24 protein-coding genes are annotated in these 23,974 nt (G+C 71.9%); 15 read left to right on the top strand and 9 right to left on the bottom strand.

Annotated features, from left to right (window positions below):
• Positions 1 to 90: 90 nt before the first annotated feature.
• Positions 91 to 876 (bottom strand): glutamate racemase, encoded by a 786-nt coding sequence (locus QF037_RS41230; RefSeq protein WP_307034326.1) that lies wholly within the window; start codon positions 874 to 876, stop codon positions 91 to 93.
• 66 nt (positions 877 to 942) lie between these two features.
• On the opposite strand from QF037_RS41230, the gene QF037_RS41225 reads away from it, so the two are divergent.
• A complete protein-coding gene (locus tag QF037_RS41225) occupies positions 943 to 2,109 on the top strand; it encodes a glycosyltransferase (RefSeq protein WP_307037622.1) in 1,167 nt (388 codons plus the stop codon).
• A 4-nt stretch (positions 2,110 to 2,113) separates the two neighbouring features.
• Here the strand turns inward: QF037_RS41225 and QF037_RS41220 are convergent, their stop codons facing one another.
• Complete coding sequence (locus tag QF037_RS41220; protein WP_307037620.1) at positions 2,114 to 3,388, bottom strand: TerD family protein; 1,275 nt, start codon at positions 3,386 to 3,388, stop codon at positions 2,114 to 2,116.
• A 294-nt stretch (positions 3,389 to 3,682) separates the two neighbouring features.
• Here QF037_RS41220 and QF037_RS41215 point away from each other — a divergent pair, with 294 nt between their 5' ends.
• From QF037_RS41215 to QF037_RS41200, 4 genes are all read left to right on the top strand, one after another.
• On the top strand, positions 3,683 to 4,120 hold the full coding sequence (locus QF037_RS41215) for a DUF6643 family protein (protein WP_266831761.1): 438 nt from the start codon (positions 3,683 to 3,685) through the stop codon (positions 4,118 to 4,120).
• Between the two features lie 42 nt (positions 4,121 to 4,162).
• The gene (locus tag QF037_RS41210) at positions 4,163 to 4,993 is read left to right on the top strand and encodes an MOSC domain-containing protein (RefSeq protein WP_307034323.1); all 831 of its coding nucleotides are present in this window, start codon (positions 4,163 to 4,165) and stop codon (positions 4,991 to 4,993) included.
• A gap of 169 nt (positions 4,994 to 5,162) precedes the next feature.
• Positions 5,163 to 5,768 carry an Rv1733c family protein gene (locus tag QF037_RS41205; RefSeq protein WP_307037618.1) on the top strand — a complete coding sequence of 202 codons (606 nt, stop codon included), beginning with the start codon at positions 5,163 to 5,165 and terminating at the stop codon, positions 5,766 to 5,768.
• 190 nt (positions 5,769 to 5,958) lie between these two features.
• Entirely contained in the window at positions 5,959 to 8,397 is a 2,439-nt protein-coding gene (locus tag QF037_RS41200; protein ID WP_307037616.1) for a right-handed parallel beta-helix repeat-containing protein, read from the top strand.
• Between the two features lie 9 nt (positions 8,398 to 8,406).
• Here the strand turns inward: QF037_RS41200 and QF037_RS41195 are convergent, their stop codons facing one another.
• On the bottom strand, positions 8,407 to 10,698 hold the full coding sequence (locus QF037_RS41195) for a hypothetical protein (protein WP_307034321.1): 2,292 nt from the start codon (positions 10,696 to 10,698) through the stop codon (positions 8,407 to 8,409).
• Between the two features lie 292 nt (positions 10,699 to 10,990).
• Here QF037_RS41195 and QF037_RS41190 point away from each other — a divergent pair, with 292 nt between their 5' ends.
• Positions 10,991 to 11,821 carry a DeoR/GlpR family DNA-binding transcription regulator gene (locus tag QF037_RS41190; protein WP_307034319.1) on the top strand — a complete coding sequence of 277 codons (831 nt, stop codon included), beginning with the start codon at positions 10,991 to 10,993 and terminating at the stop codon, positions 11,819 to 11,821.
• 52 nt (positions 11,822 to 11,873) lie between these two features.
• Positions 11,874 to 12,344, top strand: a complete 471-nt coding sequence (locus tag QF037_RS41185) for an SRPBCC family protein (RefSeq protein ID WP_307037613.1) — start codon at positions 11,874 to 11,876, stop codon at positions 12,342 to 12,344.
• A gap of 110 nt (positions 12,345 to 12,454) precedes the next feature.
• On the opposite strand, the gene QF037_RS41180 is transcribed toward QF037_RS41185, so the two are convergent.
• The gene (locus QF037_RS41180) at positions 12,455 to 13,579 is read right to left on the bottom strand and encodes a PLP-dependent cysteine synthase family protein (RefSeq protein ID WP_307034317.1); all 1,125 of its coding nucleotides are present in this window, start codon (positions 13,577 to 13,579) and stop codon (positions 12,455 to 12,457) included.
• A gap of 331 nt (positions 13,580 to 13,910) precedes the next feature.
• Here QF037_RS41180 and QF037_RS41175 point away from each other — a divergent pair, with 331 nt between their 5' ends.
• Positions 13,911 to 14,234, top strand: a complete 324-nt coding sequence (locus QF037_RS41175) for a hypothetical protein (RefSeq protein ID WP_307034315.1) — start codon at positions 13,911 to 13,913, stop codon at positions 14,232 to 14,234.
• Between the two features lie 186 nt (positions 14,235 to 14,420).
• A complete protein-coding gene (locus QF037_RS41170; RefSeq protein WP_307034313.1) occupies positions 14,421 to 14,960 on the top strand; it encodes an ATP-binding protein in 540 nt (179 codons plus the stop codon).
• Between the two features lie 32 nt (positions 14,961 to 14,992).
• On the opposite strand, the gene QF037_RS41165 is transcribed toward QF037_RS41170, so the two are convergent.
• Genes QF037_RS41165 through QF037_RS41155 form a run of 3 tightly spaced genes read right to left on the bottom strand, consistent with a single transcriptional unit; the run spans position 14,993 to position 18,605 of the window.
• Positions 14,993 to 17,554: an ABC transporter permease gene (locus QF037_RS41165; protein ID WP_307034311.1), complete on the bottom strand. Its 2,562-nt coding sequence runs from the start codon at positions 17,552 to 17,554 to the stop codon at positions 14,993 to 14,995.
• Positions 17,551 to 18,318 (bottom strand): ABC transporter ATP-binding protein, encoded by a 768-nt coding sequence (locus QF037_RS41160; protein WP_307034309.1) that lies wholly within the window; start codon positions 18,316 to 18,318, stop codon positions 17,551 to 17,553. Before QF037_RS41160 ends, QF037_RS41165 begins: the two co-directional genes overlap by 4 nt.
• The gene (locus QF037_RS41155) at positions 18,315 to 18,605 is read right to left on the bottom strand and encodes an SHOCT domain-containing protein (protein ID WP_307034307.1); all 291 of its coding nucleotides are present in this window, start codon (positions 18,603 to 18,605) and stop codon (positions 18,315 to 18,317) included. Before QF037_RS41155 ends, QF037_RS41160 begins: the two co-directional genes overlap by 4 nt.
• A 177-nt stretch (positions 18,606 to 18,782) precedes the next feature.
• On the opposite strand from QF037_RS41155, the gene QF037_RS41150 reads away from it, so the two are divergent.
• The 6 genes from QF037_RS41150 to QF037_RS41125 are packed head-to-tail and all read left to right on the top strand — an operon-like array spanning position 18,783 to position 21,870.
• Positions 18,783 to 19,343 (top strand): TetR/AcrR family transcriptional regulator, encoded by a 561-nt coding sequence (locus QF037_RS41150; protein ID WP_307034305.1) that lies wholly within the window; start codon positions 18,783 to 18,785, stop codon positions 19,341 to 19,343.
• 12 nt (positions 19,344 to 19,355) lie between these two features.
• Positions 19,356 to 19,751: a (R)-mandelonitrile lyase gene (locus tag QF037_RS41145; protein ID WP_307034303.1), complete on the top strand. Its 396-nt coding sequence runs from the start codon at positions 19,356 to 19,358 to the stop codon at positions 19,749 to 19,751.
• Positions 19,752 to 19,762: 11 nt separating this feature from the next.
• Complete coding sequence (locus tag QF037_RS41140; protein WP_307034301.1) at positions 19,763 to 20,347, top strand: DUF4865 family protein; 585 nt, start codon at positions 19,763 to 19,765, stop codon at positions 20,345 to 20,347.
• Complete coding sequence (locus QF037_RS41135) at positions 20,344 to 21,252, top strand: phosphotriesterase family protein (RefSeq protein WP_307034299.1); 909 nt, start codon at positions 20,344 to 20,346, stop codon at positions 21,250 to 21,252. Before QF037_RS41140 ends, QF037_RS41135 begins: the two co-directional genes overlap by 4 nt.
• A 24-nt stretch (positions 21,253 to 21,276) precedes the next feature.
• Positions 21,277 to 21,453 carry a DUF1272 domain-containing protein gene (locus tag QF037_RS41130; protein WP_307034297.1) on the top strand — a complete coding sequence of 59 codons (177 nt, stop codon included), beginning with the start codon at positions 21,277 to 21,279 and terminating at the stop codon, positions 21,451 to 21,453.
• 27 nt (positions 21,454 to 21,480) lie between these two features.
• Positions 21,481 to 21,870, top strand: coding sequence for a tautomerase family protein (locus QF037_RS41125; RefSeq protein WP_307034295.1), 390 nt, complete (start codon positions 21,481 to 21,483; stop codon positions 21,868 to 21,870).
• Between the two features lie 15 nt (positions 21,871 to 21,885).
• On the opposite strand, the gene QF037_RS41120 is transcribed toward QF037_RS41125, so the two are convergent.
• Both QF037_RS41120 and QF037_RS41115 read right to left on the bottom strand, forming a co-directional pair.
• Positions 21,886 to 22,428 carry a GNAT family N-acetyltransferase gene (locus QF037_RS41120; RefSeq protein ID WP_307034293.1) on the bottom strand — a complete coding sequence of 181 codons (543 nt, stop codon included), beginning with the start codon at positions 22,426 to 22,428 and terminating at the stop codon, positions 21,886 to 21,888.
• Positions 22,429 to 22,475: 47 nt separating this feature from the next.
• Complete coding sequence (locus QF037_RS41115) at positions 22,476 to 23,945, bottom strand: ketol-acid reductoisomerase (RefSeq protein ID WP_307034291.1); 1,470 nt, start codon at positions 23,943 to 23,945, stop codon at positions 22,476 to 22,478.
• Between the last annotated feature and the right edge of the window lie 29 nt (positions 23,946 to 23,974).

Here is a 23,974-nt window from a genome sequence, read left to right as displayed (position 1 = left end):
ATGAGGTTACTCAGGTTTCGCTGCGCGGGTAGCGCGTGGCGGAGGGTGAGTGGGCCGGTGGACTGAACGGGGCGCGTTCGCCACGCTCGGTCAGCGGGCGGGGCTGACCGCCGAGAGGAAACGGCCTTCCGCATAGGTGAGCGCGGTCCCGGGCAGCTCGGCCTCACGTCCGCTGAGCAGCACGGTGAGACGGCCGTCGGCGGCTGCCTCGGGAGCGGGCAGCTCACCGATCCTGCGCAGTGCCTGGGCGACCACGGCTCCGGCGGTGCCGTGCAGAATGAGCGGCGCCCGGCCGGGCTGTTGCACTGCCGCGCGGATGCGCTCGGCGACCAGTTCGTAGTTGGTGCAGCCGAGGACGAGGGTCGTGATGTCGGCGGGGGTGCGTGCCGCGGCGGCGGCGATCGCGGCCTCGATGGCCGGCTCGTCGGCATGGTGCACGGCGTCCGCGAGGCCCGGGCACGGCACCTCGGCGACGTCCACACCTATGGCGAACCGCTCGATGAGATCGCGCTGGTAGGGGCTGCCGGTGGTGGCGGGGGTCGCCCAGATGGCGAGGGGGCCACCGCCCGCGGCGGCCGGCTTGATCGCCGGAACGGTGCCGATGATCGGCAGGTCCGGCTCGAAACGGGCCCGCAGCGCGGGCAGCGAGTGCACCGAGGCGGTGTTGCAGGCGACGATCAGCACGTCGGGACGGTGCGCCGCGGCGGCCTCGGCGACGGCCAGCGCCCGTTCCGTGATGTCCTCGGGGGTGCGCGGCCCCCAGGGCATCCCGTCGGGGTCCCAGGACAGGACGAGATCCGCGTCGGGCCTGAGCCGGCGTGCCGCAGCAGCGGCTGGAAGCAGGCCGATTCCGGAGTCCATGAGCGCGATCTTCACCCGGCCACGATAGACGATGAGCCCTTGCGGGCCGGTCCGGTGGGGGACACTGCGCCAGTGAGTGCCATGACGTGGACCGCCGCCGCTTCCCTCGCCGTCTGGCTGTGGCTGTTGCTCTGCCGGGGCTTCTTCTGGCGTACGGACGTCAGACTGCCCAAGCGGCGGGAACCCGACGAGTGGCCGTCCGTCTGCGTCGTCGTCCCCGCGCGCGACGAGGCCGCCGTCCTGTCCGCCAGTCTCCCGTCGCTGCTGGCCCAGGACTACCCCGGGACGGCCGAGGTCTTCCTCGTCGACGACGGCAGCTCGGACGGCACCGCGGAGCTGGCCCGGGAACTGTCGCGACGGTACGGCGGGCTGCCGCTCACCGTGGGCTCACCCGGTGAACCGCCCGCCGGGTGGACCGGCAAGCTGTGGGCGGTGCGTCATGGCATCGGCCTGGCACGCGCGCGTGACCCCGAGTACCTGCTGCTCACGGACGCGGACATCGCGCACGAGCCGGACAGTCTGCGCGCCTTGGTCGCGGCGGCGCGCACCGGCGGCTTCGACGTCGTGTCGCAGATGGCCCGGCTGCGGGTGGAGAGCCTGTGGGAGCGGCTGGTCGTGCCGGCCTTCGTCTACTTCTTCGCCCAGCTCTACCCCTTCCGCCGTATCGGGAAGAAGGGGTCCCGGACGGCGGCGGCCGCGGGCGGCTGCGTACTGCTGCGCACGGAGAGCGCCGAGCGGGCGCGGATCCCGGACGCGATCCGGCACGCCGTCATCGACGACGTGGCGCTCGCGCGCGCGGTCAAGGGCGGGGGCGGTCACATCTGGCTGGGGCTGGCCGAGCGGGTGGACAGCGTCCGGCCGTATCCGCGGCTGCACGACCTGTGGCGCATGGTCTCGCGCAGCGCGTACGCGCAGTTGCGGCACCGCCTTTCGCTGCTGGCCGGAACGGTGGCCGGGCTCGCGCTGGTCTACCTGGTGCCGCCCGTGGCCCTGGTGGCGGGGCTCGTCGCGGGGAGTACGGCGGCCGTGGTCCTCGGTGGGCTGGCGTGGCTGGTGATGACGGGGACGTACGTCCCGATGCTCCGCTACTACCGGCAGCCCCTGTGGCTCGCTCCCCTGCTGCCGTTCACGGCGTTCCTCTACCTCCTGATGACGCTCGACTCGGCCGTCCAGCACTACCGGGGGCGCGGTGCGGCCTGGAAGGGCCGCACCTACGCACGTCCGAACGCGGTGCCCGACGAGGGCTGACCCGCTACTTGCGGCCGGGGGTCCAGTTCATGCCCCAGCCGTAGGCGTAGTCGACGGTCCGCTGGGGGCTCACTCCGCGCTCGGGCACCAGGTAGCGGGCTTCGCGCTGGACGACGAGGTCGGAGCCGGTGTTGGTGATCAGGGCGAGCGCGCAGACCGTCGAGGGGACGGTGCACTCGTCGAGGGAGAAGTCGATCGCGGCGCCGAACTGCGGCTGGAGGGTCACGGTGGCGTGCAGGTCGGCGAAGGAGCGCGCGCCCTCGTAGATCGTGACGAAGACGAGGATGCGCCGGAAGGCCTGCTTGTGGTCGAGGTTGACGGTGAGGTTCTCGCCGCTCGCGACGGCGCCGGTGCGGTCGTCGCCGTCGAGGTGGATGAACGGCGGCTGGTGCAGCGCGCCGAAGGCGTTGCCGAGGGCCTGGACGACGCCCTTGCTGCCGTCGGTGAGCTCGTACAGGGCGCACAGGTCCAGGTCGAGGTCGTTGTGCGTCGCGACCGGGCGGCCCAGCTTGCTCGCCCAGCCCGAGAACTGCTTGCGGACCTCCCAGTTGAGGTTCACGCGCATCGCGCCCGAGGTGCCGCCCTGCTTGGTCAGTGAGACCGACGGGGACGCCTTGGTGAGCGTGACCTTGGTGAGGCGGACCGGTTGCGCCGGAGGTGCCGGAGGGGCGGCCGGCGCAGGCGGGGCGGTCACCGGCGGGGCGGTGACGGGCGGGGCGGTGACCGCGGGGGCCACCGGTGCGGGCGGGGCGGACTGCTGCGGTTCGTCCACGGTGATGCCGAAATCCGTGGCCAGCCCTTCCAGCCCGCTGCTGTAGCCCTGGCCGACGGCACGGAACTTCCAGTTGCCCTGGCGGCGGTAGAACTCGCCGAGGACGAAAGCGGTTTCGACGCTGGCGCCGGTACTGTCGAAGCGGGCGATCACCGCGCCCTGGGCGGCGTCCTTGACCTCGATGTAGAGGCCGGGCACCTGTCCGAACGACCCGCCGTCGCTGGAGGCGGCCAGGACCACCGTCTCGACGGCGGGCTCCACGCGCGCGAGGTCGACGAGAAGGGTGTCGACCACCCGGCCACCGGCGTTCTGCTTGCCCTCGTGACGGACCGCGCCGGAAGTGTGCGCCGGCTGGTTGTAGAAGACGAAGTCACCGTCGGAACGGACCTTTCCGCCGACCAGGAGCAGCGCCGACGCATCCGCGTCGGGTACGCCCGGTCCGGAACTCCAGCCCAGTTCGACCCGCAGTGCCGTCGTCGGCACCGGAGCATTGGACCCTTTCGACATCGACATGTCCGCCCCCATCACGTGTCACCGTGCCAGGCATGTCCCGGCAGCCCATCGTTCTCCACAGGGCCAACCTATTCCCCGCGACAGCGAAGTCCATCCGGTGTACAGGGAGATCGCCCGCCAACCCTCGGTAACCCGCTCGGAACTCGGCCTTTACAGGATCCGAGCCCCTGCCGCTGCCCCTTTTCCCCACCTTCGCTCGCATTGGGGATCCGACGTCACTGCCGACACGGAAAACAACCCTCTTATCGGTCTCCCCAACCAGCACATCGTGGGCTTAACTTATGTGCCATGACCTCCCCCCGCTCCACTTATGGCGGCGGCTACTACTCCGCCTCCTTCCCGGACACTCCGATCTACGACTCGCTCGTGGCCGAGCGGGGTACCCCGCAGATCGCCCCGATCCGGGTCCCTGCCGAGTACGCCATGCCGAGCAGCAGCAATCTGCCCGCGCTGCCGTCGGCACTGCCCGCCCTCCCGGCGGGTCCCTCCCAGCCCTCCTACGGCTACCCGCAGGCGCAGCAGCCGGCTCCGCTGCAACAGGCGCCCGCCGCGTACATCCCGCAGCAGGCCGGCGCCCCGCGCGGCTATCCCGGTCCGCAGCCACAGCAGCCCCGTCCGGCGGCGGCGCAGGGCATGGGCTACGAGGCGATGCGCCCCGCGGCTCCCCGCCCCGCTCCGGCTCCGTATCAGGACCCGTACAACAACCAGCAGTACCGCGGTTACTGAGCCGCCCCCTGGACCTGCCCTGTCTGCTGGCACGATGGGTTCATGGGTAATGCGCGGCTTCAGTCGATTCATGTCCATCCGGTCAAGGCGTTCCGGGGCCTCGCGCCCGGGAAGGCCGACGTGGAGCCCTGGGGGCTGGCCGGGGACAGGCGCTGGGCGCTGATCGACGACGGGGGAAAGGTCGTCTCGCAACGCCGGGAGCCGCGTGTCGCGCTTGCCGCCGCCGAGCTGCTGCCCGGCGGCGGCGTCCGGCTGTCCGCGCCCGGCATGGAGCCGCTGGAGGTCCCCGTACCGCGCCCGGTCGGCACCGTGCCGGTGACGATCTTCCGGGACAAGGTGGAGGCGGTGCCCGCCGAGGACGCGGCCGCGCACGCCTGGTGCAGCGACTATCTCGGCGCGGATGTCCGTCTGGTGCACATGGACGATCCCGCCACGCGCCGGCCCGTCGATCCGGAGTACGCGCTCGACGGAGAGACCGTCTCCTTCGCCGACGGCTTTCCCCTGCTGCTCACCACGACGGCCTCGCTCGACGCCCTGAACTCCCTGATCGCGCAGGGTGATCATGCCGACGAGGGTCCGCTGCCCATGGACCGGTTCCGGCCCAACGTGGTCGTGTCGGGCACCGACGCCTGGGCCGAGGACGACTGGTCGCGGCTCGCGATCGGCGAGGTCGTCTTCCGGGTCGCCAAGACCTGTGGGCGGTGTGTCGTGACCACCACCGACCAGTCCACCGCCGCCCGCGGCAGGGAACCTCTGCACACCCTGGGACGCCACCGTCGCCTGGGCGGAAAGCTGGTCTTCGGGCAGAACCTGGTGGCCCGGTCCCGTGGCACGATCCGCGTCGGCGACCCCGTCACGATCCTCGATCGGTAGAGACCCGCTCGACGCCTGATGTGCGGGAACCCACCGCGGGGGACCGCGCGTTGATAATCGTGAGAAGTTCATGAGAGGTCCGGCCGGTGATTTCGCTCTCTCTTTGACCGGGCCTGCGCGTGAACATCTCCGCCAGGGGTTATCACGGAGCGGGAAGGGGGTGCGGACAGTGCGAGCGATGAGCGGACTCTGGCGCTGGCGGCGCAATCCGCTGCGCCGTGCGACCGATCTGGCCGAGGCCTGGGTCGCCCTCGCGGCCCTGCTGCTCATCCTGGTCGTCGCGCCGGTGGCCGGCGTCGTCGTGGGCGGGATCGCCCAGGACTCCCTCCAGGATTCGGTGCGCGACCAGCGCGGCACCCGTCATGTGGTGACGGCGACCGTGGCCCGCAAGCTGGACCGGTCCCCGCTGGACGCCGACCCCGAGACCTCCACCGGGCGGGAGATGCGCACCCGCGTCCTCGCCGACTGGACCGCGCCGGACGGCACCGCACAGCACGGCCCGGTGCTGGCGAACCTCAAGGACCCGCACCGGGGCGACCACTTCACGATCTGGACGGACGCCCAGGGCCACATAGTGGCCCGGCCGCTGGACTCCGCGACCGCCACGACCCATGCCGTCCTCGCCGGGTTCGGTGCGGCCCTGCTCGGCATCGGACTCGTCGAGAGTGCCCGCCGACTGATCGTCTGGCGCATGGTCCGTCGCCGGTACGCCCGTTGGGACCAGGCCTGGGAGCGGGTGGGCCCGGACTGGGGCAGGACCGGCACCGGCAGCTGACAGCCTTCCCTCTCTGGTCAACCCACCGCCTGCGCGCACGCTACGGTGGACCGGCCGAACTTCTTCGGCAGCACGAACCCGCGAGCGAGCGAGCCGCAGGGACGTGCCGGTGTCCGGCAGTTGACGTCGGTACCGGTGTCCCGACGGCCCGCGAGCCATGAGTACCGCACAGTGGGGGCACGGCAACGCCATGGCACAGGGCACGGTCCAGGTGACGCACACCGGTACCTCGCGGTGGCGGCGCCGCACGGGTGAGTACGCATCGCTCGCCGCCGCCCTGGAGGCCGCGGCCGACGGCGACATCCTCACTGTCGCCCCCGGCACCTACCGGGAGAACCTCGTCGTGCAGCGGGCGGTGACCCTGCGCGGGCCCGAGGGCTCCCCCGGCTCGGTGCGCATCGCGCCCCTCGACGGGGTGCCGCTGACCGTGCGCGCCTCGGCGGTGGTCCAGGACCTGCATGTGGAGGGCCAGGACGCGGCAGCGCCCGCGCTGCTCGTCGAGGAGGGCACCCCGGAGCTGACGGACATCCGGATCGTCACCCGGTCCGCGGCCGGGATAGAGGTGCGCGGCGGCGCCCGGCCCACCGTGCGGCGCTGCACCGTCGACAACCCGGCCGGCATCGGCATCGCCGTACTCGACGACGGGGGCGGCGTGTTCGAGGAGTGCGAGGTCGTGGCGGCCGGCCAGGCGGGCGTCGCGGTCCGCGGCGGGGCCCACCCGCGCCTCGAACGCTGCCGGGTGCATCACGCGTCGGGTGTGGGCCTGTCGGTGACCGGTGAGAACTCCGCGCTGGAAGCGGTGGGTTGCGAGGTCTACGAGGTCCGTGGCAGCGGCGTGCAGATCACCGGCAAGGCCACCGCACACCTCACCGACTGCGATGTGCACCGCACCACCGGGGACGGCGTCACGCTCGACACGGACGCCGTGCTGACCCTGGCCGACTGCAGCATCCACGACATCCCCGAGAACGCGGTGGACCTCAGGTCGCGTGCCGTCCTCACCCTCACCCGCACGACGGTGCGCCGGTTCGGACGCAACGGCCTGTCGGTGTGGGATCCGGGCACGCGCGTGGACGCCAACCAGTGCGAGATCTTCGACAGCACCGGCGACTATCCCGCGGTGTGGGTGAGCGACGGGGCGACCGTGGTGCTGGACTCGTGCCGGGTGCACGACGTGCCGGACGCGCTGTTCGTCCTGGACCGCGGCTCCCGCGCGGACGTCGTCGACAGCGACCTCTCCCAGGTGCGCAACACCGCGGTGTCGGTGAGCGACGGAGCCACCGCACAGCTCGACGACTGCCGTATCCGGGACGCGGCCACCGGCGCCTGGTTCCGGGACCACGGCAGCGGCGGCACCCTCAACAACTGCACGGTGGACGGCACCCAGACCGGCGTGATCGTCACCAAGGGCGCCGACCCGACGATCGAGCGGTGCACGGTCGACTCCCCCGCCGAGGCAGGCTTCTACGTGTCGGCGGGCGGCCGGGGCAGCTTCCTGAACTGCCGGGTCACCGGCAGCGGCGGCTATGGCTTCCATGTGATCGACGGCTCCCGTACGACGCTCAAGAAGTGCCGCACGGAGCGGTGCGCACGGGGCGGTTACGAGTTCGCGGATGCCGGCCCGGACACGGGATCCGGCGTCGGCCCGGTCGTCGAGGACTGCACGAGCGACGAGAGTGCGGGGCTGCGCCCGTCGGCCGACCCGGAGCCCGTCGTGCAGACGGCGAGCCAGTCCCCCGGTCTGCTCGGCGCGATCCCCGGGCAGCGCATCACCGAGCCGGAGCAGCCTGCCGCCCCCGCCGGGCCGGAGCAGCCCGCGCGCACCTCCCAGGCCGTCATGGGTGAACTCGACGCCCTGGTGGGCCTGGACAGCGTCAAGCGCGAGGTGCGGGCCCTCACCGACATGATCGAGGTCGGCCGGCGCCGCCGGGAGGCCGGCCTCAAGGCGGCCTCGGTCAAACGCCACCTGGTCTTCACCGGCTCCCCCGGAACCGGCAAGACGACGGTCGCCCGCCTCTACGGCGAGATCCTCGCCTCCCTCGGTGTCCTGGAGAAGGGACATCTCGTCGAGGTGTCCCGCGTCGACCTGGTCGGCGAGCACATCGGCTCCACCGCGATCCGCACCCAGGAGGCCTTCGACAAGGCGCGCGGCGGTGTGCTGTTCATCGACGAGGCGTACGCGCTCTCCCCCGAGGACTCCGGCCGCGACTTCGGCAAGGAGGCCATCGACACCCTGGTGAAGCTCATGGAGGACCACCGGGACGCGGTCGTGGTGATCGTCGCGGGCTACACGGCCGAGATGGAGCGGTTCCTTTCGGTCAACCCCGGTGTGGCGTCCCGCTTCTCACGGACCATCACCTTCGGCGACTACACCCCCGACGAACTGCTGCGGATCGTGGAACAGCAGGCCGACGAGCACGAGTACCGACTGGCGTCGGGCGCGCCGGAGGCTCTCCTCAAGTACTTCACGGCGATCCCCAAGGGCCCCGCCTTCGGCAACGGCCGCACCGCCCGCCGGACCTTCGAGGCCATGGTCGAGCGGCACGCGAGCCGCGTCGCCCAGTTCGCGGAGCCCAGCACGGACGATCTGACGCTGCTGTACGCGGAGGATCTGCCGGACCTCGGCTGACCTGAGCGGCTACCGCTGCGCCGGTACGTCCGGACGCAGCCGGGCCAGCAGCTTCGTCCGCTCCTGCGCGAAGCCGGGGTCGGCCTGGTAGTCGGAGTGGCCCAGGATCGGTGTGGGCAGCGGGTGCTGCTCGGTGCGGCCATAGGCCAGCGGGTCCTCGAGGGGTTCGTGGTCGACCTCGGGGCCGCATTCGCCGGACAGCCGGACCGGGCCGCCGATGGGGTCGGTGGGCCGGTACAGGTTGCGCCAGCAGGCGACGTCGTGGTGCAGGGCGCTGAGCGCGGCCGGCCCGAAGTGGGCCGGGAACCAGCGGCCGTAGAGCCGCTCGAGCGGTGAGCCGTACGTCAGGAGCGCGACCCGCCTGCGGTCGGCCGGCGTCAGCTGCCAGGCCGCCGCGGCGGCGAGGACGCTGCCCTGGGAGTGTCCCGAGATCACCAGACGGCCGCCGGTGGCGCGGGTCCAGGTGGCTATCCGCCAGGTCAGATCGGGCACCGCGCGCTCGGCGTAGCAGGGCGGCGAGAAGGGGTGGGCGGCGCGCGGCCAGAACGTGCCGACGTCCCACAGGATGCCGATGGTGCGGCGTGCGGAGGCGTCCTTGTAAGCGCGCCGACCCCAGGTGACGAACAGTATGAAGCCGAATCCGATCAGCCAGGAGCCCAGCGCCTGCGCGGTCTCGGCGGCGCCCTGGACGAACGCGTACGTCCTGTCCGCCGCCTCGCCGGGTGTCCTGCCGGTGGCGAGGGCGCCCACCAGTGCGCCGGCGCCCAGGAGCAGGGTGGCGGCGGAGGTGACGGCGACGATCAGCGGGGCCCGGTCGGTCAGTGCGGCCAGCGCGCGGGCGTTGGCGATACGCCGGGTGCGGGCCCGGTCCTTGGGCTTGTCCGGGTAGTCGCTGTCCACGGCGGCCAGCTCGGTGCGGCGCAGCTGCCAGGTGCGCCGTCCCAGCCAGCCGCACAGCACCAGCAGGACGACGAGGAGCGGTGGGATCACGGACGCCTGCCAGGTCAGCAGGACGGGTGGCCCGGTGATGGTGGTTCCGGTGCCGTCCAGCCAGTCGGCCACGCGCTGCGACACTCCGCCGGACATCACCCCGCCGAGGGCGCAGGCGAGCATCGCGACGGCGGGCCCGCCCAGGCCGCGCATGGCGGCACGCGGGTCGGGGTGGGTGCGGTGCAGGGTGTGCGCCACGACGGCCATGACGATCACGATCAGTCCCTGGACCAGGGCGATGGTGCCGAAGGTGGCGTCGCCCGGCAGCCGCCCCCGCGACTCCCATCCCGGGCGCTCCCAGCCGGCGTACAGCATGGTCAGGGCGAGCAGGCCGAGCGCGGCGAGCGGCAGACGTCGTACGAGGTGCTCGTCGAGCTCCCGGTCGAGGCGGTTCTCGCTGCGGCCGCGGCGGCAGACCACCCAGACGACCATGACCGCGCCGCCGGCCAGTGCCACCATCAGGAGCCGACCCACCGCGTCGAGCAGGGCGGGTCCGTCGGGACGGCGGTCGAAGCGGGCCGCCGCGGAGCCGACGGCCGCGGCGACCGTGAGCAGGGCCGCGGCGGTGTGGGCGGCGCGCAGCCGGGCCACCAGTCGGCGTCCGTACCAGAAGCCGGGGCGGCCGAGGGCGGTGCGGGCCGTGTCCTCGTCGGGCTCGGCCGGGCGGGACATCGGCGCCTGCGACTCGTAGGCGTTCCAGGTGCGGTGGGACAGGTACCACAGCAGGCAGGTGAGCACGGCGGGGAGCAGGGCGGCGAGGGCGAGTCTGCGGCCGGGGCGGCTCCACCAGCCGCCGTCGGAGACGGTCGGCGACAGGAAGCCCAGCCAGGAGTGCCGGTCGGCACACGCGCGTGTGCCCGCGCACTGCCATGCCGTGAGGTCGAGGGCCACCTCGCAGACGGCCGCGACCAGCAGCACCGTCAGGGACAGTCCCGCCAGTCGCACCAGCAGCCCGTACAGACGGACCGTGCGGGTGCGGCCGCGGGCGGCGGGGCGCATCCAGTGGGCGAGGTTGACCACCATGAACGGGAGCAGCAGCAGCCACAGGGCGCGCGAGGCGTTGCCGGAGGTGAGGTTGCACCAGACGTACGCCTCGGGCACCGGCTCGCGCCGTTGGTTGCCGGGTCCGGTGTCGGCCTCGGCGTCCTCGGCGCGCCGGAACACGGCCGCCGTGTCGTCGCCGGTGATCCGTACCGTCCGCGGATCGTCGAGCATCTTCTCGGGCGTCGTACCGCCCACCCCGTGGACCAGCAGCTCCAGTGCGAAGCCCTCCGGCCCGCCCGTCGAGGCACGTTCCTGCGCATGTTCCACTGTTTCGCTCTTCCCCCGTGACGCGCCGTCCGCATATGTCGGTGCGGCCTCAAGGATCTCCGCTGAGGCCGCGCCCTACACCTCTCGTCACGGAATCTCCCCGTTCCGTGTGACGGTCGGGACGGAGGATAAGGCCGAAGTGACATGCGCGCGTCGTGACGGTCGGTGGCACGACCGGTACCGTGCCGTGCGAGGATGGGGCGTCCCTGCACCGGGAGCGGCGAGAATGTCCTCGTCGGAGCCGGTGTGCGGGGCGTGTCGGACGGGTTGAGGCGAAAGGACCGGAGCGTACGTGAGCGAGAATCAGAACCTCCTCGCGGAGCAGCGGCGCGCGCTCATCCTGGACGAGGTCCGGCGTCGCGGCGGCGTCCGGGTCAACGAGCTGACCCGCAAGCTCGGCGTGTCGGACATGACCGTGCGTCGTGATCTCGACGCGCTCGCCCGCCAGGGTGTTCTGGAGAAGGTGCACGGCGGCGCGGTCCCCGTGGTCGAGGCGAGCACGCACGAGCCGGGCTTCGAGGCCAAGTCGGGCCTGGAGCTGACCGCCAAGGAGGACATCGCGCGAGCGGCGGCCGAACTGGTGGCGCCGGGCTCCGCGATCGCTCTTTCGGGCGGTACGACGACGTACGCGCTCGCCCACCATCTGCTCGACGTGCCGGACCTCACGGTCGTCACCAACTCGGTGCGGGTGGCCGACGTCTTCCACGCGGCTCAGCGCACCACGGGCCCCCGCCAGGGTGCGGCCACGGTCGTGCTGACCGGCGGTGTGCGGACGCCGTCCGACTCGCTGGTGGGCCCGGTGGCCGACCAGGCGATCGCGGCGCTCCACTTCGACGTGCTGTTCCTCGGGGTCCACGGGATATCGGTCGAGGCCGGTCTGTCCACGCCGAACCTCGCCGAGGCGGAGACCAACCGCCGTCTGGTGCAGTCGGCGCGACGGGTCGTGGTGGTCGCCGACCACACCAAGTGGGGCACGGTGGGCCTGAGTTCGTTCGCGGCGCTGGAGCAGGTCGACACGCTGGTGACGGACGCGGGGCTGCCGACGGCGGCGCGCGAGGAGGTCGCCGAGCATCTGCGGCGGCTGGTGGTGGCCGGTGAGCCCGGTGGGGTCGCAGACAGCTGACTGGCTGTCAGTTAGGGTGTCACCCCTCTGCCGTCGCCTGGGGGGTGTGACCGTGGCTCACCAACTGCGCGCCGTGGGGCTCGACTTCATCGAGGTCGCTCCCGTGCGCCTGGTCTTCGCCCGGGAGATGTCCGCCGGCCCGGAGGCCGTCTACCGGGCCCTCGCCGACGATGTGCCGGGCTGGGCGGAGTGGTTCTCGGCGGTCACCTTCGCCCGGCCGACCGGCGACGGCTCGACGCGCGAGGTCCGGCTCAGGGGCGGTGGACGCTTCCAGGAGACGATCATCGCGGCGAAGGAGCCCGAGGTGTACGCCTACCGCGTCGACGTGGCGAACACGCCCGGCATCCACGCCTTCGCCGAGGAGTGGCGGCTCGCCCCCTCGGGCACGGGCACCCTGGTGCGCTGGACCTTCGCCCTCGACGGCACGGCCGCGGTCCGCTTCATGGCGAAGCTCGGACGTGCCGGGCTGGGGCGGGCGTTCCGGGGTGCGGTCGCCGCACTGGACCGGCGTATCGCCGCCTAAGCGCTCCGCTGGAAGAACGGTGATGAACCCGCGGGCCGGTGGGGGCTGGTCGCGCTGTTCCCCGCGCCCCTTACGGGGCGCGGTACCGCACTGGACTTCACCAAGGCCGCTCAGCAGGGCCAGACGCCGGTCTCGAGGAGCGACTCGATCGCCGCCGCGTACGGCTGGATGTCCAGCCCCTGTTCGGCCAGCCACGCGTCCGAGTAGTACTTGTCGAGATACCGGTCCCCCGGGTCGCACAGCAGTGTCACCACGCTGCCCCGCCGTCCCTCGGCCACCATCTCGGCGACGATCTTCAGCGCGCTCCACAGGCCGGTGCCGGTCGAGCCGCCCGCCTTGCGGCCGATGGCCTGTTCGAGTGCCCGTACGGCGGCGACGCTGGCGGCGTCGGGGACCTTCATCATCCGGTCGACGGCGCCGGGCACGAAGCTCGGCTCCATGCGCGGCCGGCCGATGCCCTCGATGCGGGAGCCGCAGTCGCAGGTGACGTCCGGATCGCCGGTGGTCCAGCCCTCGAAGAAGCAGGAGTTCTCCGGGTCGGCGACACAGATGCGGGTGTCGCGCTGGGTGTAGTGGACGTATCGGGCGATGGTCGCCGAGGTGCCGCCGGTGCCGGCCGTGGCGACGATCCACGCGGGTTCCGGGAACCGCTCCAGCTCCAGCTGGCGGAAGATGGATTCGGCGATGTTGTTGTTGCCGCGCCAGTCCGTGGCCCGTTCCGCGTAAGTGAACTGGTCCATGTAGTGGCCGCCGGTGTCCACCGCGAGCCGGGCCGACTCCTCGTACATCCTGCGTGAGTCGTCCACGAAGTGGCACCGGCCGCCGTGGAACTCGATGAGGCGGATCTTCTCGGCGCTGGTCGTGCGCGGCATGACGGCGATGAAGGGCACGCCGATCAGTCCGGCGAAGTACGCCTCGGAGACGGCCGTCGAGCCGCTGGACGCCTCGATCACCGGGCGGCCGGGCCGGATCCAGCCATTGCACAGGCCGTACAGGAACAGGGAGCGGGCCAGGCGGTGCTTGAGGCTGCCGGTAGGGTGGGTCGACTCGTCCTTGAGGTACAGGTCGATGCCCCACTGCTCCGGCAGCGGGAAGCGCAGGAGGTGCGTGTCGGCCGAGCGGTTGGCATCGGCCTGGACCTTGCGTACGGCCTCTTTCAGCCAGGCACGGTAGGCGGCGTCGCTGTGGTCGACGTCGAGGGTGGCGCCGGTCCGGATCTGCTGGGGGGTGCTCACGGCGGGGCTCCTTAGGCTTCGCGCCGACGGCGGATCGCGCTGTCGACACATCGATCATAAGCACCTTCCGCACCCTTCTCACCTGCATAAACACACCTTTGAGCTCCCCAAAGGCCACCCTGGGGGCCGGCTCCGCGAGACCATGGGGGCGCATTCGGACGAGTGCTCCGGGCTTGCGTACCGGGGGTCGCGTGCGCACTGGTGCTCGACGCCGGGTGCGGGCAGACTGCATCGAACGGGACGCGCCGGTCCCGGACGGGGGCGCACACTGGGTCACGTAACCAGCCGGATCATGGGCCGGCACACCGAGAGCGCACTAGGGGGCGGGAGCATGGCGGAGCCGGAGTTCACGGCCACGGGCGTGCGGATCGGGAAGCGGCTGCGTTCGCTCACCCGGGCCGGACAGGTCCGGATCAGCGACGGCAGGCTGGAGTTGCTCACCAGCTACGGCAGCGAGATCGACAGCGCGCCGGTGCAGGCGGTGCGGGCGTCCAAGCCCTGGTTCGCCGCCGACGACCGGGCCCTCGCCGACCTCAACGGCAAGCGGTATCTGCTGACCCTCGGCGATCACGATCCAGCGCCGGGCGAGCCGGGCCCACCCGCGGCACGCCGGTTCATCGAGGCCGTACGGAGGGCCGCGGGACGTCACGGGTGAGGCACCGCGAGTTGCGGGACCCCACCCCCTGAGTCACGCTGTTCTCACGTCACTCTGGGTTTACCGGCGATAACGCTGCGAACCAGCCCGCCGGGCATGGCAGCAGGCAGCCGTTCACCAGGCGCCTTGCTGGATCGATCCGAACTCCGTGTTCTTCCGGACCTCTTCAGTCGGGGAGTCGCAGCCGTGATCAGTCACCCAAGCAGGCACTGCACGGTGGAGCTCCAAGCCCTGCCGTCGCGGATCGGCCAGGTCCGCAGAATCGTCTCTGCGCAGTTGCGCTACTGGCATCTCGACCCCCTCATAGACCGGGCGGCGCTCGGTGTGACGGAGCTCTTGACCAACGTCCACCGGCACGCCGAGCCCGACAAGATGTGCACCGTGGAGATCGAGCTGGTCCTCGACCGGCTCATGGTCTCGGTGCATGATCACGACCCGCGTCTGCCGGTCGTGGAGGACGTGCCCGACGACCTCCTGGAAGCCGAGACGCTCGCCACCCGTGGGCGAGGGCTCGCCATGGTGGCCGCCTTCAGTGAGAGCTGGGGCGTGCGGTCGGACGGGGAGGCGGGCAAGGTCGTGTGGTTCGCGCTGTCCGCTCCCGCCGTTGTGAAAGCCGGGGCGGGGCGTCCGCCGCGGCGTCCCGCGGAGAAGACACCTCGGGTGTTCGCCGAGGTCGACGCCCTGAGGACCGAACATGCTCCCGCCCGGTCGGCCGTTGTCGGCTGACCGGGCGGTGACATCCTGTGGCGGCCCCTGTCTCACTCGGTGGCGATCGCCCGCAGTACGTCCAGGCGTGCCGCGCGGCGGGCCGGACGCAGGCCCGCCAAGGCGCCCGCCGCCAGGCCCACCAGGGCCACGATCGCGAGTTGCAGCGGCGGCATCGCGAAGGCGAAGTCGCTGTCGCTCGCGCCGTCGGAGGCCTTGACCAGGACCCAGCCGAGGAAGCCGCCGAGCACCAGTCCCCCGACCGTGCCGAACGCGGCCACCAGGACCGACTCCCAGCGGACCATGGCCCGCAGTTGGGAGCGGGTCTGGCCGACCGCCCGCAGCAGGCCCAGTTCCCGGGTGCGTTCGTGGATCGCCAGGGTCAGGGTGTTCGCGATGCCGAGGAGCGCGATGAGGACCGCCAGCGCCAGCAGGGCGTAGACCAGGGTGAGCATCATGTCGATGCCGCCCGCCGATGACTGCGCGTACTCGTCCCGGGTCTGCACCTCGGGGTTGCCGTAGCGCTCGGCCACCTTCTCCACCGCGGCCTTGCCGGTGTCCGTGCTCACGCCGTCCTTGAACGACACGGCGACGAGGGAGTCGGCGTCCTGGGTGCGGTGCGGTTCCCAGGCCGCGCGGGTGATGACGTACTCCCCCGCGAGTTCGGACCGGCCGTAGACGGCACGGACCGTGAACGTCTCACTCATGCCGTCCGTGAAGGTCAGTCGGGTCGTGTCGCCGGTCTTCAGCCCCTGCTTGTCGGCCTCGCTCTCGGTGATGGCGATGCCGTCCGTGCCGAGACCACTCAGAGACCCCTTGACCGTGCCCAGGTCGAAGGTGCGCTCCAGCGCCAGGGGGTCGGTGACGGTCAACGCCCTTCCCTTGCCGTCGACTTCGGCGACTCCGCGGCCGAGTCCGACGGCCGTGTCCACCTCGGGCAGCTGGTCGACCGCGCCGGCCAGACGAGGGCTCAGGCCGCTGCCGCCCGCGCCGAAGGCCGGGGTGCTCACCGCGATGTCGCCCGCGAAGGAGCGGGAGACGGTCTGGTCCATGGTCGCCTTCAGGGACGCGGCGAACACGGTGAACAGGGAGACGACCGCGACGCCGATCATCAGGGCACTGGCGGTGGCGGCCGTGCGCTTGGGGCTGCGCAAGGCGTTGCGGCGGGCGAGGCCCCCGGTGACTCCGCGCAGTCGGTCGAGGGGGCCGCCGAGGACGCGCACCGCTGTGGTGGAGGCGACCGGGCCGAGGACCACGAACGAGGCCAGGGCCAGGACGGCACCGGTGCCCGCGAGCCAGAGCGACGGGGAGACGAGGACACCGCTGATCGTCACGCCGAGGGCGAGGGCGGCAAGGCCCGTTCCCGTGACGGCGCGCACGCGGGAGGCGCCCGAGGTGTCGACGGCGGTTTCTCGCAGTGCCGCCATCGGGGCGGTGCGGCCCGCCCGTACGGCGGGCAGGAGCGCGGAGCCGAGGCAGACCACGGTGCCGACCGCGAGCGGCAGCAGCATGGACAGCGCGCTGACCACCAAGTCGCCCTCGGGGAACGGGAATCCGATCGCCGGGAACAAGATCTGAAGACCCGCGGCGATGCCGATGCCTCCCGCCAGGCCCGCGAGCGAGGCCGTCACCGCGACCGCGGTCGCCTCCACGAGGGTCGACGCGGTGACCTGGCGGCGGGAGGCGCCCAGGGCGCGCAACAGGGCGTTCTCGCGGGTGCGTTGGGCGACGACGATCGCGAAGGTGTTGTGGATGGAGAAGGTCGCCACCAGCAGGGCGACGCCGGAGAAGACGAGGAGGAAGAGGGTGAAGATGGTCAGGAACTGGCTGGAGATCATCTCGGTGTTCTCCTCGGCCGACTTCTGGCCGGTGATCGCCTCGACTCCCTTGGGCAGCACGGGAGTCAGCCGGTCGACGAGCTCCTGCTGGCTGACGCCGGGACCGGCGCGCACCTGGATGGTGGCCGCCTCGCCGGGCCGTGCGGTGAGGTACTTCTCGGCGTCGGCCTGCCTCATGCCGGTGAACGTCACCTGGGCCATGCCGTCCTCGCCGCCGAAGGTCGCCAGACCGACGATCCTCACCTCGACCGGGTCCGGCGTCCGGAGAGTCGTCGTGTCGCCGATGTTCAGGTCGCCGCGCTTGGCGGTGCCCCGGTCGATGACGACCTCGCCCGACGTGGCGGGGGCACGGCCCTCGGCGAGCTGGTAGGCGTTCAGCTCGGGATCGGCGATCCAGTTGCCCGCGAGGGTGGGCGGACCCTGGCCGCCGATGGGGTCGCCGTTCGCGCCGACCAGCTGGCCCGCGCCCTGGATGCTGGGGGCGGCGGCGGCCACGCCGGGAACGCGTTCGACGGTCTTCACCAGGTCGGTGGCGACGGGTTGGCGTACGCCCTCGCTCTCGCCCGGTGTGGTGATGGCGTCGGCGCTGCGGACCACGGCGTCCGTGCCGCTGGTCGCCCTGCCGAACATCGTGTCGAAGCCGGCGCGCAGGGTGTCGCCCATGACGAGCGTCCCGGCCAGGAAGGCGACGCCGAGGAACACCGCGAGGAAGGTTCCGGCGAAGCGGCGCCTGTGCGCGCGCAGGGAGGACACGCTCAGGCGGACGGAGGCGTTCATGACGGTCCTCCGGGGGGTGAGGTGGTGTCGAAGGCCTTCATGCGGTCCAGGACCTTGTCGGCGGTCGGTGCGGTCATACGGTCGACCAGGCGCCCGTCCGCGAGGAAGACGACCTCGTCGGCGTGGGCGGCGGCCACGGGGTCGTGGGTGACCATGACGACCGTGCGGGACGTCCGGCGTACGGCACGGCCGAGGAGGCCGAGGACCTCGCCGCCGGAGCGGGAGTCCAGGTTGCCGGTCGGTTCGTCGGCGAAGACGACGTCCGGCCGGCCTGCGAACGCCCTTGCCACGGCGACGCGTTGCTGCTGGCCGCCGGAGAGTTCGGAGGGGCGGTGGTGGAGGCGGTCGCGCAGGCCGACGACGTCGACGAGTGCGTCGATCCACTCGCGGTCACCCTTGCCGCCCGCCAGGTCGAGGGGGAGGGTGATGTTCTCCTCGACGGTCAGGGTGGGCACCAGGTTGTACGCCTGGAACACGAAGCCCACACGGTCGCGGCGCAGCAGGGTGAGGCGGCGGTCGTCGAGGGAGCCCAGTTCGGTGTCGCCGATGTGGGCGGTGCCCGAGGTGAGCGTGTCGAGACCGGCCGCGCAGTGCATCAGGGTGGACTTGCCGGAGCCCGAGGGCCCCATGATCGCGGTGAAGCGGCCGGCCGGGAAGTCGACGCTCACCCCGTCCAGGGCCCTCACGCTGGTGTCGCCGGTGCCGTAGACCTTCACGGCGTCGACCACCCGGGCGGCCGACCGGACGGCGGTCGTGGTCGTCATACCGCACCGCCCTTGCCCATGCGGCCGAACTGCTCGTCCAGGACGGACAGCCGGCGCCAGTACTCGTCCTCGTCGATCTCGCCGGAGGCGAATCGGCGTCCGAGCACGGCGATGGGCGAGTCGCCGGACGGGCCGGTGCCGGCTGTCGCGCGCCACGGGCCACGGCGGCCGCGCAGGCCGGTGCGGCGCAGGACGGTGACGGCGCCGACCACGACGGCCGCCCAGATCAGCGGGAAGAGAAGGATCCACGGGCCGGGCCCGCCGTCCCAGTGCGCCAGGGTCTGCATCTCGGGTCATCTCCCTAGAGGTGGCTTCCGGTGATGTCTCGAGACTGGCCCCGGGCAGGGGTGCGGGTCGTCGTACGGCCAGCGGCAGTGCGTGTACCTCCCAGGGAGTACAAGGGGGCGTTCCGGCTGCTCCGCAAGGGCTCGACTTCTGTAACTACTAGTATGTACAGTGCGTGTATGAGCACCCCGGAACGTCTGATCGAGTCCACCCGAGAGCTGCTGTGGGAGCGCGGCTACGTGGGCACCAGCCCCAAGGCCATCCTGGAGCGTTCGGGTGCCGGGCAGGGCAGCATGTACCACCACTTCAAGGGCAAGCCCGACCTCGCGCTGGCCGCGATCCGGCGCACGGCAGCGGAGATGAGGGCTACCGCCGAGGGAGTACTCGGCGGGCCGGGGACGCCGTACGAACGCATCGAGGCGTATCTGCTGCGCGAGCGCGATGTGTTGCGCGGCTGCCCGGTCGGGCGGCTGACGATGGATGCGGACATCATCGCCAGCGACGAGCTGCGCGAGCCGGTGGACGAGACCCTCGACTGGCTGCGTGAACGGATCGCCGGGATCGTCGAGGAGGGCAAGGAGCAGGGGCAGTTCGCGGCTTCGCTCGACGGCGAGGCGATCGCGGCGACGGTCGTCGCCACCGTGCAGGGCGGCTATGTCCTCGCCCGCGCCTCGGGCTCCCCCGCCGCCTTCGACGCGGGCGTCCGGGGGCTCCTCTCCCTTCTCTCACCACGGCATTAGGAGTTCACGCACGTGCACATCACGAGGAAGCGTCCCGACACATGGCAGGGTCCGGCGGCGAACTTCACCGGCACGGTGTGGCTGGACGAGATCGCCGCGCCCGAACCCCCGTCACGGCTGCGGATGTTCAACGTCCACTTCGCCCCGGGCGCGCGCACCGCCTGGCACCGTCATCCCCGGGGCCAGGTCCTGCACGTCCTGGAGGGCGAGGGGCTGGTGCAGCGGGAGGGCGGCGAGACCGAGGCGATCCGGGCGGGCGACACCGTGTGGATCGAGCCGGGCGAACGGCACTGGCACGGCGCCGGACCGCGCACCTTCATGACCCACCTCGCGGTCGTGGAGGCCACCGAGGACGGCACGACCACGCACTGGGAAGCGCACGTCGACACCGCGGAGTACCCCGCCTGAGGAGGCACGCGATGCATGCCATGCAGTACGAACTCACCCTGCCCGCCGACTACGACCTGGGCGTGATCCGCGCTCGCGTGGCCCGTGTCGGACATCTCCTCGACGAGTGGGAGGGCCTCGGACTCAAGGCGTACCTGATGCGGGAACGCGGGGTGCACGGCTCGCCGGTCAACCAGTACGCGCCGTTCTACCTCTGGGACACCGTGGCGGGCATGAACTCCTTCCTGTGGGGAGGCGCCTTCCAGGGGCTGAGCAACGACTTCGGGCGGCCGTCGGTCCGGCAGTGGACAGGGCTGGCCCTCGAGGAGGGCGGCGCCGCCGGTTCGCCGGCGCGGGTCGCCGTACGGAGGCGGCAACCGGTGCCGGAGGGAATGGAGTTGGCGGAGGTCATGGGCGACGCGGTGCGTGAGGCGGGGCGGCTGGCGGCGCAGGACGGGGCGGTGCTCGCGGCGGCCGTCGTGGACTCCAGCCGCTGGGAGTTGCTCCACTTCTCGCTCTGGGCCCATGACACGCCCAAGGCCGACGGCGATGTGTTCCAGGTGCTGCACCTGTCGGCGCCGGGGCTCGCCGGGCTGCCGCGGGGGCGCCGGTGGTGAGCGCGGTCCGTACGGTTGTCGGGGATGTGGAGCCGGAGCGGCTGGGGGTGTGCGACGCGCACGACCATCTGTTCTTCGGCAGCCCTCAGTTGCCCGGGCAGGAGTTGCGGGACGTGTCCGCGGCCCGCGCGGAGTTGGCGGCGTTCCGCGCCCAGGGCGGGCACAGCGTGGTGCAGTGGACGCCGTACGGGCTGGGGAGACGAGCAGCCGATCTGCCGCCGCTGTCCCGGGAGACGGGGGTCCTGGTGGTGGCCGCGACCGGGCTGCACCAGGCCGCCCACTACGACGACCGGACTCTGAGGGGACTGCGCGGCAGGCTCGCCGAGCTCTTCGTCGCCGAACTGACCGACGGGATCGGCACATCGGGCGTCCGTGCCGGACTCATCAAGGTCGCCGGCGGTTTCCACGCTCTCGACGCACACGCCCGCTGGACGATGACCGCGGCGGCCGAGGCGCACCACGCGACCGGTGCGCCGATCGCGGTCCACCTGGAGCTGGGCACCGGCGCGCTCGACGTACTGGAGCTGCTGTGCGGCGAGTTGGGCGTGGCGCCGTACCGGGTGATCCTGGGCCATCTGAACCGCTCCCCGGACTTCGTGGCGCACCGGCAGGCCGCGGCGTCGGGCTGTTACCTGGCCTTCGACGGTCCCTCACGTGCGAACCACGCCACGGACTGGCGCATGCCGGACGCCGTACGGGCCCTGGCCGAGGCGGGCCACGGCGATCGGCTCCTCCTGGGCGGTGACACGACGACCGCGGCGGCGCGTTCGGTGAACGGCGGTCCGGGGATGCCGTATCTGCTGCGTCGGGTGCGGCCGCGACTGGCGGCGGAACTCGGCGCTGACCTGGTCGAACGCATCATGGGCGAGAATCCTGGGCGGGCCCTCGGCGTCGAGTGGCACTGACCGGAAGAGAAAGCGGGAGTACGGATGGCACTGGAGATGCGCGAGAGATGCGAACGCTGTGAGACGGCCGAGCTGCCGCCGCACGCCCCGGCCCGCATCTGCTCGTACGAGTGCACCTTCTGTGTGCCCTGCACCGAGGCGATGCGGGGCATCTGCCCCAACTGCGGCGGCGAACTGGTCCCCCGGCCGCGTCGCGTCTGAGTCGCGTCTGAAAGGACAACCCCTGACATGCCGTTCATCCGCATCGACACCCTGGGCACCGATCCCGGCCGGCTCGACGCCCTGGGCCGTGCCGTGCACGAGGCGATGGTGGAGACGATCGGCATCCCGCCGGACGACCGGTTCCAGGTACTGACCGGCCATGACGGCGTGAACGGCACACTCCGCCACGGCGAGTATCTGGGAGTGCGCCGCGACGACGGCATCGTGTACGTGGCCATCACGATGCGCGCCGGGCGCACCCCGCACCAGAAGCGGGCCCTGTACCGCCGGATCGCCGAACTCGCCCACGCCTACGCCGGGACCGAGCCGCGGAACGTGTTCGTCACCGTGACCGAGAACGCGTCGATCGACTGGTCGCTCGGTCACGGTGTGGCACAGTACGAGCCCGGGGAGTAGGACCTGTGCGGCGGTTCAGGTGGCCGTCTCGGGCTTCCAGTCCCGGGCGAGGAGGCCGAGCAGCACCTCGTCCACGAACTCGCCCATCACCCAGGCCGAGGAGCGCAGCACGCCCTCGCGGACGAAGCCGTTGTGCTCGGCCGAGCGCAGCATGGCGGCGTTGTCCGACAGGGTCTCGATCTGGAGCCGATGCAGGCCGCGCACGATGAAGCCGTAGTGGCACAGCACCGCGACCACGTCGGTGCCGTAGCCCTTGCCGCGAGCGGACGGACGCAGGCCGAGGCCGATGTGCGCGAACCGGTTGTGGTTGTCGATGCCCCACAGGGTCGCGGTGCCGATCAGGGTGCCGCCGTCGAGCTCCACCACGGAGAACGGGACGTGCCCTTCCTCCTCGTCGTCCACCACGAGCCGCGAGTCCTTGGAGCCCGGTGTGATCGGCCGCCACGGCCGGCCCTCGGCCCGCGCGGAGTTGGCCACGTCGTCGTAGAGCTCGGTCCGCAGGATCGGGATGTCGTCCTCGTGGCGGGCCCTGAGCCCGACCTTGGTGCCTTTGAGCATGCAGGCTTCTTATCCGACCGGCAGCGCCGACGACAACCCCTTTCTTCCTACGCCACCGAGATGTCCACCGACGGCCTCAGCTTGGCCGCCGCGGCCAGGGTCTCGTGCACCGGGTGGGCGTCGAAGGCGGTCAACAGGGCGGTGTCCGCCGGGCGTTCGGCGGAGGGGAAGGCGATCTGCTCGTAGGCGCTCTGGAAGCGCGGGCCCCAGCGGCGGGCGCCGAGGCGGGCCGTGCGGGAGCAGTTGTCGACCATGTGGGCGACGTCGCGGGCGTGCATGTAGGGCAGGAGCGAGTCCACGGCCTCGATGACGGACTCGTTGACGATCTCGGACCAGGGGTGGCCGCGGTCGGCGAACTCGTCGATCTGGGCCGTCATGGTGGCGACGAAGACCCCGGCGGTGAACGGGTCCACAGGCAGGGTCCGTTCGGCCCCGCGGGCGTGCGCCCGGTCGCTCACCGACCACATCGGCGAACCGCCGATCCGGCTCATCTCACGGGCGCCGAGCCGCCGTTCGGCCAGGATCACACTGCGCAGCTCCGTGCCGTCGGCGACCTCGTCGTAGATCTCCGCGACGATCTCGCGGGCCGGGCCGTACGTCGCCGTGTACGCGCGGTCGAACACGTCACGGGCGCCGGCGTCGAGGTTCTCGCGGACCGCCCGCAGGCCGGCCCGGGAGATGGTGCGGGCGATCGGGCCAGTCACGTTCTCGCAGGAGCGTTCGTACGCCGTCACTTCGTCCTCCCCGGCGAGGCGGTAACGCGTGAAGAGGCTCTCGACGATGCCGTGGACGGCACCCAGCAGGATGGCGCGTTCGCCGACGATGTCGGAGAGGTACTCGCTGTCGAGCGTGGTGCGGAAGGTGTACGGCGAGCCGAGCGCCACCGACCAGCCCAGCGCGAGGTCGACGGCCCGGCCGTCGGGATCGGCGTGGACCGCGTAACTGCTGTTGATCCCGGCGCCGTTGATCTCGGCGCCCTGCTGGTAGAGCCGCCGCACCGAGTCGCCCATGCCCTTGGGGCACACCGCGATCACCGGGTGTCCCGGCGGGAAGCCGCCGCCGGTCTCGCGGAGGTGGCCGAGCAGGAAGCCGTGCGAGAGGCCGATGGCGGCGCCCGGCTTCAGGGCCGCGAAGATCTCCTGGTGGTGGGCGGCGAGTGCGGCGTCCGCGATCAGCAGGATCACCAGGTCGCTGTCGGCGGTGACGGCGAGCCAGTCGCCGAGGGTGCCGTCCTCCTCGGTGAAGCCGTGGGCGCGGGCGTCGGCGGCCGAGCGCGAACCGGGGCGCAGTCCGACGGCCACCCGGATGTCCGTGCCGGTGAGCGAGTCGCGCAGGTTCAGGGCCTGGGCGCGGCCTTGGGGGCCCCAGCCGATGACACCGATGCGGCGGACCCCGGCGAAGGCCCGCGGGAGCAGCGGGAAGAGGTGCCGGCCGCCGCGCAGGATGGTCTCGGTGCCGCCGGGCACGTCCATCGTCTCGAGGGAGAAGACACGGGAGCTGTACTTGGTCGAGGTCATGGTCGAGTTGTAGGCTCCGGGCGGGCGTT

The organism is Streptomyces canus, assembly GCF_030815415.1.
Lineage (GTDB): Bacteria > Actinomycetota > Actinomycetes > Streptomycetales > Streptomycetaceae > Streptomyces > Streptomyces canus_F.
Note: the sequence above shows the minus strand (reverse complement) of the source record. Positions and strands in the feature narration are given on the sequence as shown.

Excerpts from the sequence above, each read along its gene's own strand:
- QF037_RS41155 (WP_307034307.1), bottom strand. The coding sequence starts at position 18,605 with ATGCAGACCCTGGCGCACTGGGACGGCGGGCCCGGCCCGTGGATCCTT.
- QF037_RS41215 (WP_266831761.1), top strand. The coding sequence starts at position 3,683 with ATGACCTCCCCCCGCTCCACTTATGGCGGCGGCTACTACTCCGCCTCC.
- QF037_RS41160 (WP_307034309.1), bottom strand. The coding sequence starts at position 18,318 with ATGACGACCACGACCGCCGTCCGGTCGGCCGCCCGGGTGGTCGACGCC.
- QF037_RS41175 (WP_307034315.1), top strand. The coding sequence starts at position 13,911 with ATGGCGGAGCCGGAGTTCACGGCCACGGGCGTGCGGATCGGGAAGCGG.
- QF037_RS41200 (WP_307037616.1), top strand. The coding sequence starts at position 5,959 with ATGGCACAGGGCACGGTCCAGGTGACGCACACCGGTACCTCGCGGTGG.
- QF037_RS41225 (WP_307037622.1), top strand. The coding sequence starts at position 943 with ATGACGTGGACCGCCGCCGCTTCCCTCGCCGTCTGGCTGTGGCTGTTG.
- QF037_RS41220 (WP_307037620.1), bottom strand. The coding sequence starts at position 3,388 with ATGTCGAAAGGGTCCAATGCTCCGGTGCCGACGACGGCACTGCGGGTC.
- QF037_RS41120 (WP_307034293.1), bottom strand. The coding sequence starts at position 22,428 with ATGCTCAAAGGCACCAAGGTCGGGCTCAGGGCCCGCCACGAGGACGAC.
- QF037_RS41115 (WP_307034291.1), bottom strand. The coding sequence starts at position 23,945 with ATGACCTCGACCAAGTACAGCTCCCGTGTCTTCTCCCTCGAGACGATG.
- QF037_RS41140 (WP_307034301.1), top strand. The coding sequence starts at position 19,763 with ATGCATGCCATGCAGTACGAACTCACCCTGCCCGCCGACTACGACCTG.
- QF037_RS41125 (WP_307034295.1), top strand. The coding sequence starts at position 21,481 with ATGCCGTTCATCCGCATCGACACCCTGGGCACCGATCCCGGCCGGCTC.
- QF037_RS41150 (WP_307034305.1), top strand. The coding sequence starts at position 18,783 with ATGAGCACCCCGGAACGTCTGATCGAGTCCACCCGAGAGCTGCTGTGG.
- QF037_RS41165 (WP_307034311.1), bottom strand. The coding sequence starts at position 17,554 with ATGAACGCCTCCGTCCGCCTGAGCGTGTCCTCCCTGCGCGCGCACAGG.
- QF037_RS41130 (WP_307034297.1), top strand. The coding sequence starts at position 21,277 with ATGGCACTGGAGATGCGCGAGAGATGCGAACGCTGTGAGACGGCCGAG.
- QF037_RS41210 (WP_307034323.1), top strand. The coding sequence starts at position 4,163 with ATGGGTAATGCGCGGCTTCAGTCGATTCATGTCCATCCGGTCAAGGCG.